The sequence below is a fragment of the Pseudoalteromonas sp. T1lg10 genome, from assembly GCF_002964545.1.
Classification (GTDB): Bacteria; Pseudomonadota; Gammaproteobacteria; order Enterobacterales; family Alteromonadaceae; genus Pseudoalteromonas.
The window spans coordinates 352974-371576 of record NZ_PQBV01000018.1 but is presented as its reverse complement, the minus strand read 5'-3'; the positions used below and the strand labels follow the sequence as shown (position 1 = coordinate 371576).

Genomic DNA, 18603 nt, shown 5'->3' with positions numbered 1-18603 from the left:
TAGAAATGTTACCGCTCGACTTGCATGTGTTAGGCCTGCCGCCAGCGTTCAATCTGAGCCATGATCAAACTCTTCAATTAAAAGTTTTTTCTGTCCCGAAGGACATGCTCAATGAATTCTGATTTTGATTCTTTCGAATCGAATTGACTGTGCTGCAATAAATAAATTTATTGCCGTTGGTCACTCACTTCCATTTAAGGAAAAAACATTGAGACTCTAAATTTGTTTGCGTCATCTAGCGAACTAGAATCTGCTGTTAGAACTCAATCTGTACGAGTGCCCACACAGATGATTGCTTCATATTTTTAAAGAACGTTTCGAGCTGCTTTCGCGCCTCGAGGGCTGTGCATTCTACTCAACCCTGATTTGTTGTCAACACTTAATTTTGAGAAAGTTTTCATTTTTCAAAACTGAAGTTTTATTTGACTCCCTGAGCCGCTAGCGCCTCGCTATGCGTTGCTACGCTGCGCGTCGCGCCTGCCGTCTCAGTGGGGTCGCATTATAGGGAGATTCGATTTTGACGCAAGCCCTTTTTTAAAGAAAATTGCGAAAAACGGATCGTTTGCGCAAATTACACACAAAAGGCATTAAAAAAGGCCATTAAATATCCTTTTAATGGCCTTTTTCGCTGTTTTAATTGTATCTGTGCTTATGAAACACCCGCTACATATTGATAAAGACTCACGCCCCACACCAAGGCGGCTATCAGTAGAGATAAGGTCACTGCGGCAGAACCCATATCCTTGGCACGCCCGGATAGCACGTGCATATCGGTAGAAACTCTATCTGTCAGCGCTTCAATCGCCGAATTGATCAACTCGACGATAAGAACCAGTAGCAGCACAACCACTAAAGCCAGCCAATGCATAATGTCGGTTGCAATAATAAAAGACAGGGGCAATAAGAGCAGTGCCAGGGCCAGCTCTTGACGAAAAGCAGCTTCTTCTTTTATTGCCGCGCTTAAACCGAGATAAGTACAACGTAAGGCTTTAAATAATCGTCCTATACCTTGGCCATTGGGTTTATTGGAATTTACTTGCATCGACTACTCATTCCTTTAGCCATAAAAAAGCCCCAATGAAGGGGCTCTTTACTCTATATTAGGCAACACCGTACTGGTCACGGTACGCTTTGACCGCTTGCAGGTGCTCGTCCATATCACCTTGCTGTTCCAGATAGGTAATAAGGTCGGCTAACTTTACAATAGAGACAACCTGCGTATTAAAGTCGCGCTCTACTTCTTGAATCGCCGATAACTCAGCCTTGCCTTTTTCCTGACGGTCTAGGGCGATAAGAACGCCTGACAGATCCGCGCCGTTGGCTGCAATGATTTCCATCGACTCACGAATCGCCGTGCCAGCAGTGATCACATCGTCCACCAGCATGACCTTACCTTTAAGCTCTGAGCCTACCAGACTGCCGCCTTCACCGTGGTCTTTCTTTTCTTTACGGTTAAAGCAATAAGGTACGTCTTTATCGTAATGATCCGCTAAAGCAACCGCCGTGGTAGTAGCAATTGGAATACCTTTATAGGCCGGGCCGAACAATAAGTCGTACTCTATGCCTGCATCTTCCAGCGCTGCAGCATAAAAACGACCTAGTTTGGCCAGGTCTTTACCCGTGTTAAATAAGCCGGCGTTGAAAAAGTAAGGACTCGTGCGCCCAGACTTCAAGGTGAACTCACCAAACTTAAGTACCTGTTTGGCTAATGCGAATTCAATAAACTGCTTTTGATATTCTTTCATTACTCTACTCGTCAAGCTGTTAAGGGTTAGGCCAAGGTTTGCTTTTGGATATCGATGATTTCACGAATAGAATGCTTCGCCAGGCTTAGCATTTGCTCAAGCTCATCGAATGAGAAAGGTTCACCCTCGGCAGTGCCCTGAACTTCAATGATTTTACCGGTTTCGGTCAAAATCACGTTCATATCGGTTTCAGCCGCAGAATCTTCTAAATATTCCAAGTCACTGATCGGCTCACCATTGTAGATACCCACTGAAATAGCAGCGATCATGTGTTTAAGGGGATTGGTATTGATCATGCCCTTGCTGCGCATATAGGTAAGCGCATCGACAAGTGCAACACATGCACCGCTGATTGACGCGGTACGGGTGCCGCCATCGGCTTGAATAACATCGCAATCTATGGTGATAGTGTTTTCACCCAGGGCTTTTAAATCAACCGCCGCACGTAAGGAACGCGCGATCAGGCGTTGAATTTCCATGGTACGTCCACCTTGTTTACCACGCGCCGCTTCACGGTTATTACGAGTATGGGTAGAACGCGGCAACATGCCGTATTCTGCGGTAACCCAGCCTTTACCCTGACCCTTCATAAAGCGCGGTACACCCGCTTCAACACTCGCCGTACATAAAACCTTGGTATTACCAAACTCAACCAATACCGAACCTTCGGCATGCATGGTGTATTGGCGAGTAAAGGTCACTGGGCGAATTTGATTAGGTGTTCTTTCACTAGGACGCATTCACTATCCCCTTCAATAAAAAATTTCGTTCATTATATGTGTTCACCCGCGGCTATGCCACGGCACTTTTATGAAAATGGCCATTTTTGCCGGAAAATTCTGCTAGAGCTCACATTTTGTTAAGGTATAATCATAGCGATACTGCTATTCAAAATTAGGAAATCATTCATGATCCACAGCATGACTGCGTATGCTCGCCAAGAAGTGAAAGGCGACTGGGGTACCGGAACTTGGGAAATTCGCTCCGTAAACCAACGTTACTTGGAAACTTTTATTCGCGCCCCTGAGCAATTTCGTGGTTTAGAGCCTGTGATCCGTGAACGCCTGCGAAAGAACCTACAAAGGGGTAAGGTTGAAGTTTTCCTAAAATTTGCCGCTAACCCAGCCCATGTGGGTGAGCTCAACATCAACGAGTCACTGGCCTCACAGCTGGTAAAAAGTGCCCAATGGGTACAGGCACAAAGTAAAGGCGACATTAACCCGGTTGATATCCTGCGCTGGCCCGGTGTGATGGAAGCAGAAGAAATGGATATGGACACTGTGCAAAGCGAATTGCTTGCCGGTTTAGACGGTGCCATTGAGGACTTTAAAGCCGCCCGTGGCAGCGAAGGCGAAAACCTTGAGCAGATGATCAGCACTCGCCTTGACGCCATCCTTGAGCAAGTGACCATAGTTGAAGCGCATATGCCGGAAGTGATCAAATGGCAGCGTGAAAAGCTATCGCAAAAGCTTGAAGAGCTGCAAGCCGAGATCGATGAAAGTCGTCTTGAGCAAGAACTTATCTATCTGGCGCAAAAACAAGATGTCGCCGAAGAGCTCGACCGCCTAAAATCGCATGTAAAAGAAACCCATAAGATCCTGAAAAAAGGTGGTGCCTGTGGCCGACGCTTGGACTTTATGATGCAAGAGTTTAACCGTGAGGCCAATACCCTGGCGTCCAAGTCGATTAATACCGAAGTCACCAACGCCGCCGTAGAGCTTAAGGTGTTAATTGAGCAGATGCGTGAGCAAATTCAAAATATTGAGTAAACCTTAGGCCCGACTTTAGACGTCTTAACCGGCCTCGCTTTATGCGGGGCTTTTTTATGCCTTACGACTTGGCAACAAGCTGTCTTCCCAATCTAGTACCTTCACTTATTCCTTCATAAAACAGAAAAATATATTAAAGAAAAAGAGGGTTAGAAATTAAAAAAACAAACAAAAAAAAGTAATTATAAAAACATTTAAAAACCTCTATCAAAAACTCAACGACCCATAAAAACTAAAACCAATACATCATGTTAGAAATTTTCACGATTTCAAATCCGCAAAAACAACTTAGTACACTTTCAATACAAAATGGTACATATAATAAATTGACCACATCCGCTGATTATTAAATAACTAAAAGCCGCCGTGAATATAATAAAAATCTCGGTGAATAATAAAAACCATCAACGGAGAAGGTCTAATGAAAGCTACATCTATGCTTAGGAAGGCTTCGGTTGTGCTGACGGTTGCTGCAGGTTTATCACTTGCTACTTCAGCCAACGCCATGAAGTTAAAGCAACAAAACTTACTAGAACTCACTGCTGCTTCACAAAACATCATTGCCGGCGAAGTAATTAAAGTCACCGATGGCTTCGATAACAAGCGTCCTTACACTGAAGTCACCATCAACGTCAGCAGCGATGCAAAAGGCAAATTAAAAGAAGAATCAACCTACACTTTCCGTCAGTTTGGCCTACTGAAGCCGCGTTCTATGGGCAATGGTAAGGTTTATTTGGGTGTCACACCTGACGGCTTCGCTAAATGGAATGAGGGCGAAAACGTCATCGCCTTTATGTACAAGCCAGCCTCTATCACCGGTTTCCAAACTACTGCTGGCATGGCACAAGGTAAGTTTGTTGTCCGCGATGGCAAGGTAATTAACCAATTCGCTAACTCAGGCCTGTTTGAAGGCATGGACACTGCAAGCTTCTCTGACGAAGAGCGCAACATGCTTACTAATCCAGAAGCAGTGAAGATTGATGTGTTTATGAACCTTGTCGGTAAACTTGCGGGAGTACAACAACAATGAAATTCTCTAAACTTGCTGCTGGTATCGCACTAGCCACTCTTTCTGCTGGTGCTTTGGCGGCTGGTCCGCTCTATATTCACGATAAAACCATGCAGCCCTACAAATGGGATACGAGTAAAGGCGCAATCCCAGTTTGGACCGATGGCGGTATGCTGGTTCAAGATAAGGATGGTAACCAGGTTGAATCGTTTACCGTGCTAAAAAAGGGCACCAAGTACAATCTCAACATCACCTTGCCAGATGGCACTGTGATCCCTAAAAACACCGTACTCGATCGCGACTACACCTTATTAACGGTTGAGCGAGCGAACGAAATTACGGCCAATGCCATTGCCCAGTGGTCAAACGTAGAAACCGCGACATTAGACATGGCCGTTGCAGGCACCATTGCAAGCAAAACTGGGATATCTGATATCACTGCCGCAAATGCAAATGAGGTCTATGGCGCCGAAAATGGCTATGGTTTTTGGGTAATCTATGACACGGATGGCTCGGTTGTAGAAGACGTGTTTGGGGTACCGAAACAATCTGTTTTAGGTATGGCATTCCCTGAATGGGCCAACGAAGAAACCGGTGAGATTCTAGAAGCGACAGCAATAATGAATGGCTGGGCAGTGGCTCCTAATGACGATGGCAGCAAAATTGCGGGCGTATTCACGCATGAGTTTGGTCATGCTATCAACCTTTCCCACACTCAGGTAAATGGTCAACTAGCCTATCTAAGTTCAGCGGCAAACAAGCTGTACCCAGGCGTGCCTGGCTGTGGTGTGAACCCTATCGCCGGCGGTAATCCAGCGATGATCGAAACCATGTACCCGTACATTGATCACTACAAGGCAGGTGCTGTAAATCAAAGTAGCATCGAACATCCCGATGATGTTGCGGCGATATCAAACCTGTACCCAAGTGCTCACTATGCTAATTCCCGCGGGGCCATAACCGGCGTGTTGCGCCTTAAAGATGGCAGAACTGAGTACAGCGGGATCAATGTGGTCGCACGCAACGTCAACAACCCGCTATTCGATGCGGTGTCAAACATGTCAGGCTCTGCCACACAGGGCAAAGTCGGTCCGGATGGGCGATACACGATTCGAAATCTGACGCCGGGTGAGCAATACGTGTTGTATGTAGAGCCAATCGTTGCCGGTGGCTTCCCAACAACACCTCAACCTTTACTTTCAACGGCAGAATATTGGAACGAAAACGAAAGTAGTGATCCCCTGATCGATGAAGTCTGCGACCAAACGGCTATTATCGCCGAAGCAGGTGTTACCAAAGAAGCGGATTTCACTTTCAATGGATACATGAAAGGGGTGCAAGTAACTCCCCTATCCTCAGTGACTTTTAGCGATTTGTCGAAAAATGGCCGTAAGGCAGTTGGCACAGCAGGTCTCAGCGCGGTGATGTGGGATGCCAATAACGGTTTTGAAATTTTACCCAGCCGCTATGTGGGTGCTGAATCATACCTAAGCCGCAACGGTAAGCATGTTTTGGTGCAACACGATCAGGATGGCAACGGCATTATGGAGCCCACCGTTTGGTCTGGTAATGAAGCGCGTTCGGTTGGCTATCTAGGACAAAGCCAATGTAACGTCTCTACCAGTTTCGCTGGGGTAAAAATCAGCGCCCTTGGTTCAGCCATGGACGATTCAGGTTCTACTGTTGTCGGTATGGCATACCAAGACTTAAACGGCAATGGCAACTGCCAAGAGTACTTCTCCGGCGAAATGAAACCCTTTATCTGGGATGAAAAAGGCGGTATCCGCGAACTGGATACCAGCGGTGTGAATTGGAACCGAACTTTGTACGCGTTTGCTCACGGCTTATCTGGTAACGGTAAAGTGGCGCTCGGTCAGGTGAATTACAATCAGGCCGTTGCCTGGGTTGATGACGGTCCTATGCTCGACCTCACCACCGCGTTCAATGCAAAGCAAGCTAAGGTCTCAAACTTCGACGGCAGCCGCGTTGCGCTGACCAGCAATTACGGTGTTCAATTATGGGATTCACGTAAAGGACTGAGTGAAGATGCGGTAACCAACATCGGCTCGCTGCCATGGTGTGAGGATATTCAATACATCTTCTACTCTTGGAACCTGTGTAAAGAGCTATCACCAGATGAGATCACAGCCTCTTACGGTGCCGTGCCTATGACGGTTAGCGATTTGAGCGATGACGGCAGAGTCGCAATTGGCCGAGCCGGTGGTAGCCGATTTGGCTATTATGGCGCCCTGTGGGTCGAAGGTATTGGCTGGCTTGAGCTAAGCCGCTTCTTGCGTGAGCAAGGTGCAGCGGAACTCGGTAAATTGTCGATGAGTAATCCGATTGCCCTAAGTGGTGACGGTAGCAAAATGCTAGGTGTTGCCGGTGGGATGTCTTGGTATATGGATTTGAGCCAAGTTTATGTGTGTGACAATGGTGATTCGATATTAACCGGATTCCCTGGTGGACTAAGAGAAGCGGTCGCCAATGGTGCTAAAATAGGACGCTGTGGAATGATTTAGTAACTTGTCAGAATCTAACAATGTGCTTTTCTTGTTAGTCTGATATCTCAATTGGGACTCGCTCTGTCGGGTCCCATTTTTTGTTCAGCGAGTTTGTGCTTACAGATGCAAACAACAACAGAAGCCGCCAAAGTTTTTCAATGATACCCAACGAATCAAGATAGCATCCTAGTCGCTAAAAGTAATTCCCCCTCGCTGTGTTCTGTGTCTGCAGGATCCCCAACAGGACAATTAATACAAACCGCATTTACGGTCCGGGCCAAAAATGATGATAAACATCTAGTTGTGTACATGGCCCACCAGCCAAAACAAAAAATTAACAACAGTTCATTTATCACCCGAAAAACGCTCCCTTCACATTGCAACCCATCAAGCCATTTTAGGTACATTTATACCGACAAAGAATATGAGAATAAAAACTACAAAGATTAAAGAATATCTAACTCATAAAAATGAATAAGCATTCAGGTAAGTTAATCAGCTCCAATGTCGTGAAATTTGAATTAAAACTCTAATTTAAAAAGTAAACAAAACTCTTCTGATGCACAAAATAAAATAACAAGAGATTTAAAATCAACGACTTATAAAAAATAAAAACAACATCAGCATTAATCAGAAAGACTCTAAAAAAACCTCTGATACAAAATTGCACAAATAATCAATTGAATAACAATTCGATTTATAAAACCTTAGAGAGAGCTGAGTGTTAATAGTCAGTAAATAAAAATAAAATCATCAACGGAGAATTTCTAATGAGAGCCAAATCCATGCTCAAGAAGGCTTCAATTGCGCTAACGGTAGCTGCAGGGTTTTCCCTGGCTACCTCAGCCAATGCCATGAAGCTGAAGCAACAAAATCTAGAAGAACTCACTTCCGCTTCACAAAACATCATCGCCGGCGAAGTCATTAAGGTCACCGATGGCTTCGATAACAAACGCCCTTATACCGAGGTCACCATTGCAGTCAACAGTGATGCCAAAGGCAAACTAAAAGACGATTCAACCTACACTTTTCGCCAGTTTGGCTTGCTAAAGCCACGTTCAATGGGCAACGGCAAGGTGTATTTAGGCGTTACACCGGACGGTTTCGCCAAATGGAACGAAGGTGAAAACGTGATTGCCTTTATGTACAAACCAGCCGCTATTACCGGCTTCCAAACGACCGCCGGCATGGCACAAGGTAAGTTTGTTGTGCGCGATGGCAAAGTCCTAAACCAATTTGCGAACACGGGCTTATTTGACGACATGGATACATCAAAATTTTCTGATGAAGAGCGCAATATGCTCACTAATCCTGGCGCTGTGAAAGTGGATGCCTTTATGAATTTGGTCGGTAAATTAGCGGGAGGACAGCAGTAATGAAATTTTCAAAACTAGCAGCAGGCATCGCTTTAGCCACACTGTCTGCCGGAGCATTCGCCGGTGGCCCTCTTTATATCCACGAAAAAACCATGCAGCCATACAAGTGGAATACTGCAAACGGAACCATCCCTGTATGGACCGACGGTGGCCAACTCATTAAAGACAAAGATGGTAACGATGTTCAAGCCTTCACCATTTTAGAGAAAGGCACTAAGTTCAACGTTGATATCACATTACCCGATGGTGAGGTGTTGCCTAAAAACATCCCCCTAGAACGCGATTACACCTTCCTGACGATTGCTCAAGCTAACGCCGTAACCGCCGATGCCGTTGCGCAGTGGTCGAATGTTGACACATCGACCTTGGACATGGCCGTTGCTGGCACCATTGAAAGTCAAACCGGCATCAGTGACGTTAATGCATCTAATGTAGACCAAATCTATGGGGCGGAAAATGGTTATGGCTTCTGGGTTAACTACGACAGTGATGGCGCAATTCTGGAAGAGTATTTTGGCATCCCTCGTAACCAGGTACTGGGTATTGCCTTCCCTGAGTGGGCGGATGAAGAAACCGGTGAAATCACCGAGGCAACGGCGCTTATGAACGGTTGGTACATAGATATCAAGGACACCGAGGGCAAGATGGTTCAGGGTGTATTTACCCATGAGTTCGGTCACGCTATGAATATGTCTCACTCACAAGCAAACGGCCATTTTACCTACATAGCTTCCCCTTGGAGCCCTCAATACGACGGCGTGCCCGGCTGTAGCACAACTAACCAATACACGGGTCGAGGCCAGGCGCCGGCCGATGGCATCGAAACCATGTTCCCCTTTATCAACGTGCGCGGCACAGAAGGCATGGAGCAAGGCACTGTCAATGTACGTGATGATATCGTGAATATTTCCGACCTCTACCCAACTGCGGATTACAAAACCAAGTACGGTACCATCAAGGGTAAACTGTTTACCAAAGAAGGGGTTGAGTATTCGGGTATGAACATGATCGCCCGTAACCTGGATAACCCCATGTACGATGTGATCACTCAGCAAACGGGTAATATGACGCAGGGTCGTATCGGTCCCGATGGCTCGTTCACCATCAATGGCTTAACACCCGGTGGGCGTTATGCGTTATACATGGAGCCAATCCGAGCCGGGGGTTACCCAACCACCCCATCCGCGCTTATTTCTGAGTCTGAATTCTGGAATAGCAACGAGAGTTCATCACCGGCAATGGATAATGCCTGTGACATGACTGAAATCGTTGTTGCCGGCGGTCAAACCAAAGAAATCGAAATGCATTTCAATGGTTACAAAAATGGTATCCAATACACGCCATTAGTTTCTGCATTTGTCACAGAGCATTCGAAAAACGGTAAAAAAGCGCTCGGTTCAACACCAGGCGGTGTTCCGTTCATGTACGACAGCGTGCAAAACTCTTTTTCTACAATGATCGCTCCAGATGGTTCAGCACTACTTAGCTCAACCACCGCGGCAATGAACAAAACAGCTACAAAAGCGGCTGTTATTGCTGACCTAGATGGTGATGGCATTGGCCAAGGTGCGGTTTGGGATATTCGCTCTAACAAGCTTGCGGAACTGGAAGACCCTTCAAATAACACCTGTACGCTGGGCAGCCAACAAGGTGTGAGCTCTCAGTCAATTTGGGATATAGACGATGAAGGTAAACTTGTTGTCGGTACTTACCGCAAACCAACATCTGGTGGCGAGGAATGTGCTGAAGGTGAAGGTGCTCGCTCATATGCTGTGCCAACGGTATGGGACACTACGACTGGCAAAGCGACTGAGCTAGGTGGTCTTGAATATGTGCCTTCGCTTTACGGCTCTCGTATTGATGTACTCGTAAATGGTGAGCGTAGAGAAGTATGGATGCGTGCCGATCGTATGTCAGGTAATGGTAAAGTCATTACTGGTACAGGCAACAGCCAAGGTCTAGTGGCTTGGGTTGATGGCGAACTTCATGACATCAATAGTAAGTTTGGTGCCCGAGATATTGCCGTAATTAGCCAAGATGGCGGAAAAATTGCGTTTAATACTCTCGTTGGTGAAGGCCGCGACCGCAAGTATGACGGGATCAAAGTTTGGAATACCCAAACAGATGAGCTTGAGGCGCTAGGCAGCATGCGTTGGTGTGATGACATTCCTTACATCCAGCGATTCGTTAACTACTGTGAAGCACCGTATAACTTGGATCATGAATACATATCGTCTGTTGTCGGTGTACCAAGCATGATCCCTCTTGATGCAAATGAAGACTTGTCACTCATTACTGCACGTTACAATGGCGGTAGTGCAATTTACATGGACGGTCTTGGCTGGATGACAGCAGCTGAGTTCTTCGGTCGTCAAGGCGTTGTTGAAGCTAAAAACCTGCTAACCGACAACTGGTTTGCTATGAGCGCGAATGGCTCAGAAATGATGGCTAACTTAGCTGGTGCAGCGATCAGTATTGAGATCGATGCCAACAAAGCGTTCGTCTGTAAAGACGGCGTAAACCAGGAGCTGAGCTTCCCTAAACAGGTTATGGCCGCAGTAAAAAATGGTGCTGAATTCGGTCGCTGCGAGCACCTAGACGACACCTATTAATCTTTATGTTGTGACCCAAGTAATGGCCCTTAACTGGGCCATTTTTATATCCCATACAGGGCTTTTAGAACTACTTTTTATCTTGATTGACTGCATAAATATACAAAAATAATTATATAAACCCACTTAATCATAACCATTGATTATTAAAACCCCTCCCTCCAAGAACGCCACTAAATAGAAAAAATTAAATCAACAAAATCATCAACTTAAAAATCTCGAAGCAAGATGGAGGTGCAGTGATGGGCAGGCCTAGAAACTAGGGAAAAAATAAACTCAAGCAATTGACATTTAAACCAATTAAAACCAAAAAACGAATTACCTCAGGGACGGTTCAACTGGATACACCTGTACAAAAGTGTACATAAATTGCATTGAATACTCACCCGCAATGTTCAATAAATGTTCACCACAGAAACATGTTATTAACAGCTCGATGATTACTACAGATTCATCAATGGAGAGTGTCCAATGAAAACTAAATCATTACTTAAAAAGGCTTCAATCGCATTGACTGTCGCTGCAGGTTTATCACTTGCTACGTCAGCTAATGCAATGAAGCTTAAAAAGCAAAACTTGCAGGAGCTCACCATGGCTTCGCAAAACATCATTGCCGGTGAGGTTATTAAAGTAACCGATGGCTTCGACAACAAGCGCCCCTACACCGAAATCACCATTGCTGTGGACAGCGATGCCAAGGGTAAGCTGAAAGAAGACTCAACCTACACCTTCCGCCAATTTGGCCTGATCAAGCCTCGCTCTTTGGGCAATGGCAAGGTCTACCTGGGTGTGACGCCTGAGGGCTTTGCAAAATGGCATGAAGGCGAAACCGTCATTGCCTTTATGTACAAACCGGCTTCTATCACTGGCTTCCAAACCACCGCAGGTATGGCACAAGGTAAGTTTGTGATCACTAACGGCAAAGCCGTTAATCAGTTCGCTAACAGCGGCCTGTTTGAAGATATGGACACATCCAAATTTACCGATGAAGAACGCAACCTAATAACAACCCCAGGTGCGTTAGACGCAGACACCTTTATGGGCCTAGTTGGTCGACTTGCAGGAGTACAGCAGTAATGAAATTTTCAAAAATTGCAGCAGGCATTGCCCTAGCTACCATCTCTATGGGTTCAATTGCAGGCGGCCCGCTTTATGTTCATGAAAAAACCATGCAGCCATATAAATGGGATACCTCGAAAGGCACAATCCCGGTATGGACAGATGGTGGCAAGTTAATTAAAGACAAAGATGGTAACGATGTTGAGAGCTTTACCGTGCTTGAAAAAGGCACCACCTTCAACGTAGATATCACCTTACCCGATGGTACAGTGCTAGAAAAAAACGTCCCGCTAGATCGCGATTATACTTTCCTCACAATCGCCCAGGCCAATGCCGTCACCGCCGATGCGGTCGCCCAATGGTCCAACGTTGAAACCTCAACCTTGTCAATGGCCATAGCGGGAACAATTGAGAGCCAAACGGGTATTAGCGATGTAAATGCCAGCAACGTAGATCAGATCTACAGCGCAGAAAATGGCTACGGATTTTGGGTCAACTATGACACCGATGGCGCTATTTTAGAAAACTACTTTGGTATTTCTCGAGACCAGGTTTTGGGTATCGCTTTCCCAGAGATTGCCGACGAAGAAACCGGTGAGATCCTCGAGGCAACGGCGCTGATGAATGGCTGGTATATTGATATCAATGATACCGACGGCAAGATGGTACAGGGCGTATTTACCCATGAGTTTGGTCATGCCATGAACATGTCACACTCTCAAGCTAATGGCCATCTAACCTATGTTGCCAAACCCTGGTTCCCGCTCCATGACGGTGTCGCCGGTTGTCCAGGCACAACGACTTACACTAACCGTGGTCAAGCGCCAACCGACAGCATCGAAACCATGTACCCCTTCATTAACGTACGCGGAGTTGAAGGTCTAGAGCAAGGTACGGTCAATGTCCGTGATGATATCGTCAATATTTCCGACCTTTACCCCACGGCCGATTATAAATCCAAGTTCGGCACCATTAAGGGTAAGTTATACACCAAAGAAGGTGTTGAATACTCGGGTATGAACATGATTGCGCGTAACCTGGATAACCCACTGTACGACGTGATCACCCAGCAAAGTGGTAACCTGACCCAAGGCCTAGTGGGTCCTGATGGCTCTTTCACTATCAGCGGTCTGACCCCGGGCGGTCGCTACGCTCTGTATATGGATCCCATTATTGCCGGTGGTTACCCAACTACACCAACGAGCATCATCTCAGAGAATGAATACTGGAATGAGAATGAAGGTACGTCTCCAGCGCTAGATCAAGCCTGTGATATGACTGAAATCATAGTGTCTGGCGGTGAGACCAAAGAAGTGGAAATGTACTTCAATGGTTATCACAGCGGCATTCAATACACGCCACTTATTTCTGCGTTTGTCGTTGATCACTCGAAGAATGGTAAGAAGGCACTGGGCACGACCCTAACGGGCATTCCTTTTATCTATGACAGCGTGCAAAACTCTTTTGAGACAGTGGTCACCCCCGAAGGCTTTGCCCCATTGAAAGCAACCAATGCAGCAATGAATAAAACGGCAACAAAAGCCGCAGTGCTGGCCGATATGGATGGCAACGGCATTGCTCAAGGTGCGATTTGGGACCTTCGTTCGAATCAATTAACCGAGTTAGAAGACCCGAGCAACAACACCTGTGCGCTAGGCAGCCAGACAAGCGTGAGCTCTCATGCTATTTGGGATATGGATGACACAGGTCACATTGTAGTGGGTAATTCACGTAAACCGACTGCCGGCGGCAATGAGTGTGCGCCTGGCGAGGCTTCTCAGTCATACGGTGTGCCCACGATTTGGGATACCAAAACAGGTAAAGCAACCCTGCTTACGGATGGCTTAGAGTTTATCCCTAGCAGATGGAACAATAGTTACGAGGTGCTTATCAACGGTGAGCGCACAGAAGCCTGGGTTCGCGCCGACAAAGTGTCTGGCAATGGTAAAACCATTACCGGTTCGGGCAACAATAACAATTCGCAACTGGCTTGGGTCGATGGCAAATTACGCGATTTGTTTAAAGACTTTGGAGCCCTCAATGCCTCAGTTATTTCTCAAGATGGTGAGCGCATCGCCTTCGGTTCACAACGTGGCTTTGGTCGCAGAGCCTTCGGTCAGGGTGTGAAAGTATGGCATGCCGGTACCGACGAAATCACCGAACTAGGTGGCCTGCGTTGGTGTGACGATGTACCTTTTGTTAACTTCGGTATGAACATGTGTGCATCGCCATTCAACCTAACCCATGAAGACATTGCCGCAAATTCAGGCCTGCCTTTGATGATGGTAATGGATGCCAACGACGATTTATCGCTTATCACAGGTCGTACTCTAATCGGTGGTATGCCAGCGGGTTCAACCATCTATCTAGAAGGTATTGGCTGGATGACGGGTGAAGAGTTCTTCGCTAAGCAAGGTGTGATTGAAGCTAAGAACCTGATGACTAACGGTATCTTTGGTGTCAGCGCCAATGGCTCAGAAATGATGGCTGGTCTGGTTGGAGCTTCTACGCCAATCACCATTGAGATTGACGCCAACAAAGCCTTTGTATGTCAAGGCGGTGTAAACCAAGAACTAAGCTTCCCTAAACAAGTTATAGAAGCAGTTACAGGCGGTGCCGAATTTGGTCGCTGTGAACACCTAGACGACAAATATTAATCTCTGTGTTGTGACTCCTAAGCAATGGCCCTTAACTGGGCCATTTTTCTATTTATAATCCCCAATCCCCCTGTGCCAATTCACTGGGCCACTGCAGCATCAATTTTCATTATCGACACGGACAAAAATGCTTGTTTTACATTTGTGGACAGCTTGCGCATAGTCGCCGGTCGCTTAATCGACCACATATCATTACTTTTAGGACTCCCGTACCGTGCTTCCCAAATCTCAAGCTGGCACTCCACGTATCTTTGCGCCGATTTTGGCTTTGACCTTATACGCTATCGCCGCCGGCTATTTAATGAGTTTATTGCCGCTTTCCTTGGCCCAATTTGCGTTTGACGATGCCCTAGCAAGCTGGCTTGCCAGTAGTTTTTATATCGGCCTGCTGGCGGGTACTTTGGGCATAGAGCCGGTGCTTAAGCGTCTGGGATTTCGCCCTACTTACCTGGCCTGTTTGGCCCTTTTTACCCTGACCGCAATCGCCCTGCCCCTCTATCCTCAGGCCTGGTTTTGGCTTGCGCTGCGACTGCTGGCCGGCTTTGCCGTGGCGGGAATTTTTGTGGTAGTGGAATCCTGGTTAATGGCTGGTGAGCCAAGTACCAGGGCAAAACGTCTTAGCCTGTATATGGTGGCCTTGTATGGTGGCACGGCTTTTGGTCAGTTGGGGATTAATCTCTTCGGCACCTCGGGAGCGGCGCCCTTTATCAGCATTACCCTGGTGATGGTGGTGGCATTTTTGGTTATGGTCTTGTTGCCTAACCAGGCTCCAAACCATCATTACAGTGCCCGCCTGGAGCTAAAACAGATATTAAAACTCAATCACAGTGCCCTGTTTGGCTGCCTGATCTCTGGTTTGGCTCTGAGCGCCATCTATGGCCTTATGCCCTTGGCGTTGGCGGCACGTGGCATCGCCGAGCAAGATATAGGAACCCTGATGGCGCTGGTGCTCTTAGGTGGGATGGCGGTACAGCCGCTGATCACCTTGCTCAATAAATACCTGGCACCAAGCATGTTAATGGTGGCATTTACCCTGCTTGGAGTACTGGCGCTGGCCCTGTCGCTAACATCAGACAGCTTAAAAGTGCTGGCTTTGGCGGTTTTATTACTGGGTGCAGCAAGTTTTGCCCTGTACCCCATAGCTATCGACCTAGGCTGTCAGCAATTGCAAGAGCGCTATATGATAAGCGCCGCCCAGGTTATGCTGCTGAGCTACTCTGTCGGCTCTGTACTTGGGCCCTTATTTGCCGAGCCCTTTATGGCTCACCAACACGGCTTCTTTACCTATTTGTTTATTACTTTGGCCTTTAGCGCCATTTATATTCTGCTTGCCAGTTTGCGCAGCGAAAAAGCCGTCTCAAGCGAATAAAAGCCATGAGCTTTTATTCGCCTTTGTGATCCCGACATTGCTCCTCGGGGTATTCAAATTCCAAGGTGGTATGAGCCAGTTCGAAGTCGGCAAGCAGCTGCGCTAAACGCAGCTTTAAATCCATCACTTCAACAGCATCAAGGTGCTCACGCAAACATAAATGGGCGGTCAGAACATGGTGCTCGCCATCCAAAGACCAGTAATGCACATGATGAGCTGTGCTGATCTCTTGCGGCTCCACTAAGAGCGCCGCCAGCCTGCGCTGAGTTTGCTGATCCGGCGTTCCCTGCAAAAATAACCTCAGTGTTTGGCGCAGATTACGTACCACATTAACAAGAATAAAAAGGGTAAAGAGTATGGATAAAATGGGGTCGAGTATCGGCCAGTCCACAAACATCAGTACTATGGCCACCAGCAGTACCGCCACCCAGCCAAGCACATCCTCTAACAGGTGCCAGTTAAGCACCTTTTCATTCAACGACTTACCCTTACTCAGTTTGAGCGCTGCGTAACCGTTAACAGCTATGCCAAGCACCGCCAACAGCAGCATACCCTCGGTCATGGGCATAACCGGGTCGAAAAGCCGCGGTACGGCAAGCACCAAGACCCAGGTTGAGCCGACCACAAGCACCAGAGAATTCAACAAGGCACCCAGCAGGCTTAAACGCCGATAACCATAAGTAAAGCGGGCATTGGCATGCTTGTTACTAAGCTTATTCAACACCCAGGCACTGCCGATGGCGAGGCTATCACCTAAATCATGCACCGCATCGGCCATAATAGCTGTACTGTTGGTAAGCCAGCCGCCAATAAACTCAATCAGGGTAAAGCCGAGGTTTAAAAAGAAAGCCCAGCCGATGCGCTCCGAAGCTATATCATGGTGATTATGGTGGTGATGATGTGAATGCACGCGCTTCCCCTGATCCCGGTTGATAGGGTCTGTTTATCTTTGCGGTTTACTTTATGTTCAATCTAAACGCATTCTGATCACGACGCTCGTTATGCTGCATAGTCATTCTATGTACATAGCGAGCAACACAGAGCAGGATGCGTTTAGATGAACCCGCAGGGCAGCGCTTGTAGCGCATTTCTACTGTGTTGTTACATGTTTATGTAGAATAACTACACCACACATGTGCCGCCTTGTATAAATCCGCTACAAACTGCTGCAGAAACAAACAACAAAGGTCAACATACCCTATCATCAACTTAGTGTAAAAGGGCCATGAAAAGCAATGTGCACCTTTAGTTTTGTCCCTGGAAGGTCAGGGTTCACCTCGACAAATCAGCAATGCAGAAGCATATTGCCCTGTAGGTCGGGGTTCCACCCCGACAAAGGTGCCGTGAAACAAATGTCGGCGCACAGCATCGACCTACAAAACACACCGACCTACAAAACGCGAAGCACCGACCAAAACCATTGATATTAACCCGGGGGCAGAAATCCGTTATACTAGTGGGCTATTTTTAGTCGTCCCGTTATTTGTTAGAGAGACATCATGAGCCAAGTTCGTGGTAATTTGTTTATTCTTTCTGCCCCATCTGGCGCAGGGAAATCAAGCCTGATCAACGCCTTACTAGAGCGCCATGCCAATATGCAGGTGTCGGTATCGCACACCACCCGCGCCCCGCGCCCAGGTGAAGAAAACGGCGTTCATTACCACTTTGTCGACCAAGGCCAGTTTAAAGAGCTGATCGCCAATGATGATTTCTTCGAATGGGCACAAGTGTTCGACAACTACTATGGCACTTCCAAGGCGGCCATCGAGCAGCAGTTGGAAAATGGCATTGACGTGTTCCTGGATATCGACTGGCAGGGCGCTCGTCAAGTACGCGAGCTTGCTCCCGAGGTCACCACCATCTTTATTTTGCCGCCGTCCAAGGATGAACTGCAAAGCCGCCTTACCAATCGCGGTCAGGATTCGGCTGAAGTGATCGCCGCGCGCATGGAAAAAGCGCAATCGGAAACCTCACATTACGACGAGTACGATTATGTAGTGGTAAATGATGACTTCGACACCGCCCGTGAAGAGATCGCCACCATAGTGGCCGCCACCCGTTTACGCCTGAGCACACAAAAGCGTAAACACGGTGACTTGATCGACGAACTATTAAAATAAAACCCGCCCAAGTATTGGCCTTGAGTGGGTGTTGCAGTAAACTACGCGTTTACAGATTTAATTTTTGGAGTGAAGCATGGCTCGCGTAACTGTTGAAGATGCAGTAGATAAAATTGGCAACCGTTTTGACTTGATCCTTGTCGCGGCGCGTCGTGCGCGCCAGATCGCGGTAGGTGGTAAAGACCCTATGGTAGATGCGGAAAACGATAAACCTACGGTTATCGCTTTACGTGAAATCGAAAACGGTCACATTACCGTGGATACCCTAGACGCAATTGAGCGCCAGGAGCAGCAAAACCAAGAAGCTGCCGAAATGGCTGCCGTTGCCGCTATCGTTGGCGGTAACCAGTAAGCGCATATAATGCTCTGTAAACGGCTGCATT

14 protein-coding genes and 1 rRNA gene are annotated in these 18603 nt (G+C 47.1%); 10 read left to right on the top strand and 5 right to left on the bottom strand.

All coding sequences use genetic code 11. The annotated features are described in order from the left end of the window. The 4 genes from C2M17_RS07950 to rph form a co-directional block, all read right to left on the bottom strand. Positions 1 to 80, bottom strand: a 16S ribosomal RNA gene (locus C2M17_RS07950); the annotation flags it as partial. A 569-nt stretch (positions 81 to 649) separates the two neighbouring features. Further along, complete coding sequence (locus C2M17_RS07945; protein ID WP_105200287.1) at positions 650 to 1042, bottom strand: diacylglycerol kinase; 393 nt, start codon at positions 1040 to 1042, stop codon at positions 650 to 652. A gap of 58 nt (positions 1043 to 1100) precedes the next feature. Then, on the bottom strand, positions 1101 to 1745 hold the full coding sequence (gene pyrE / locus C2M17_RS07940) for an orotate phosphoribosyltransferase (RefSeq protein ID WP_105187767.1): 645 nt from the start codon (positions 1743 to 1745) through the stop codon (positions 1101 to 1103). A gap of 26 nt (positions 1746 to 1771) precedes the next feature. Next, positions 1772 to 2485, bottom strand: coding sequence for a ribonuclease PH (gene rph / locus C2M17_RS07935; RefSeq protein WP_105200286.1), 714 nt, complete (start codon positions 2483 to 2485; stop codon positions 1772 to 1774). 168 nt (positions 2486 to 2653) lie between these two features. Here rph and C2M17_RS07930 point away from each other — a divergent pair, with 168 nt between their 5' ends. The 8 genes from C2M17_RS07930 (at position 2654) to C2M17_RS07895 (ending at position 16100) form a co-directional block, all read left to right on the top strand. Further along, the gene (locus tag C2M17_RS07930; protein WP_105200285.1) at positions 2654 to 3514 is read left to right on the top strand and encodes a YicC/YloC family endoribonuclease; all 861 of its coding nucleotides are present in this window, start codon (positions 2654 to 2656) and stop codon (positions 3512 to 3514) included. 421 nt (positions 3515 to 3935) lie between these two features. Continuing rightward, positions 3936 to 4544 carry a hypothetical protein gene (locus C2M17_RS07925; protein WP_105200284.1) on the top strand — a complete coding sequence of 203 codons (609 nt, stop codon included), beginning with the start codon at positions 3936 to 3938 and terminating at the stop codon, positions 4542 to 4544. Beyond that, entirely contained in the window at positions 4541 to 7045 is a 2505-nt protein-coding gene (locus tag C2M17_RS07920; protein ID WP_105200283.1) for a hypothetical protein, read from the top strand. Before C2M17_RS07925 ends, C2M17_RS07920 begins: the two co-directional genes overlap by 4 nt. A 752-nt stretch (positions 7046 to 7797) precedes the next feature. Next, on the top strand, positions 7798 to 8403 hold the full coding sequence (locus C2M17_RS07915) for a hypothetical protein (RefSeq protein ID WP_233997935.1): 606 nt from the start codon (positions 7798 to 7800) through the stop codon (positions 8401 to 8403). Next, positions 8403 to 11015 (top strand): hypothetical protein, encoded by a 2613-nt coding sequence (locus tag C2M17_RS07910; protein WP_105200281.1) that lies wholly within the window; start codon positions 8403 to 8405, stop codon positions 11013 to 11015. The genes C2M17_RS07915 and C2M17_RS07910 overlap by 1 nt, the downstream gene beginning before the upstream one ends. Before the next feature lie 471 nt (positions 11016 to 11486). Continuing rightward, positions 11487 to 12092, top strand: coding sequence for a hypothetical protein (locus tag C2M17_RS07905; protein WP_105200280.1), 606 nt, complete (start codon positions 11487 to 11489; stop codon positions 12090 to 12092). Next, positions 12092 to 14731 carry a hypothetical protein gene (locus C2M17_RS07900; RefSeq protein WP_105200279.1) on the top strand — a complete coding sequence of 880 codons (2640 nt, stop codon included), beginning with the start codon at positions 12092 to 12094 and terminating at the stop codon, positions 14729 to 14731. Before C2M17_RS07905 ends, C2M17_RS07900 begins: the two co-directional genes overlap by 1 nt. 214 nt (positions 14732 to 14945) lie before the next feature. Then, entirely contained in the window at positions 14946 to 16100 is a 1155-nt protein-coding gene (locus C2M17_RS07895; protein WP_233997934.1) for an MFS transporter, read from the top strand. A gap of 13 nt (positions 16101 to 16113) precedes the next feature. On the opposite strand, the gene C2M17_RS07890 is transcribed toward C2M17_RS07895, so the two are convergent. Then, a complete protein-coding gene (locus C2M17_RS07890; protein ID WP_105200278.1) occupies positions 16114 to 17010 on the bottom strand; it encodes a cation diffusion facilitator family transporter in 897 nt (298 codons plus the stop codon). Between the two features lie 589 nt (positions 17011 to 17599). Here C2M17_RS07890 and gmk point away from each other — a divergent pair. Next, positions 17600 to 18220 (top strand): guanylate kinase, encoded by a 621-nt coding sequence (gmk, locus tag C2M17_RS07885; RefSeq protein ID WP_105200277.1) that lies wholly within the window; start codon positions 17600 to 17602, stop codon positions 18218 to 18220. A gap of 76 nt (positions 18221 to 18296) precedes the next feature. After that, on the top strand, positions 18297 to 18572 hold the full coding sequence (rpoZ, locus tag C2M17_RS07880; protein WP_105200276.1) for a DNA-directed RNA polymerase subunit omega: 276 nt from the start codon (positions 18297 to 18299) through the stop codon (positions 18570 to 18572). The last annotated feature ends 31 nt before the right edge of the window (positions 18573 to 18603 follow it).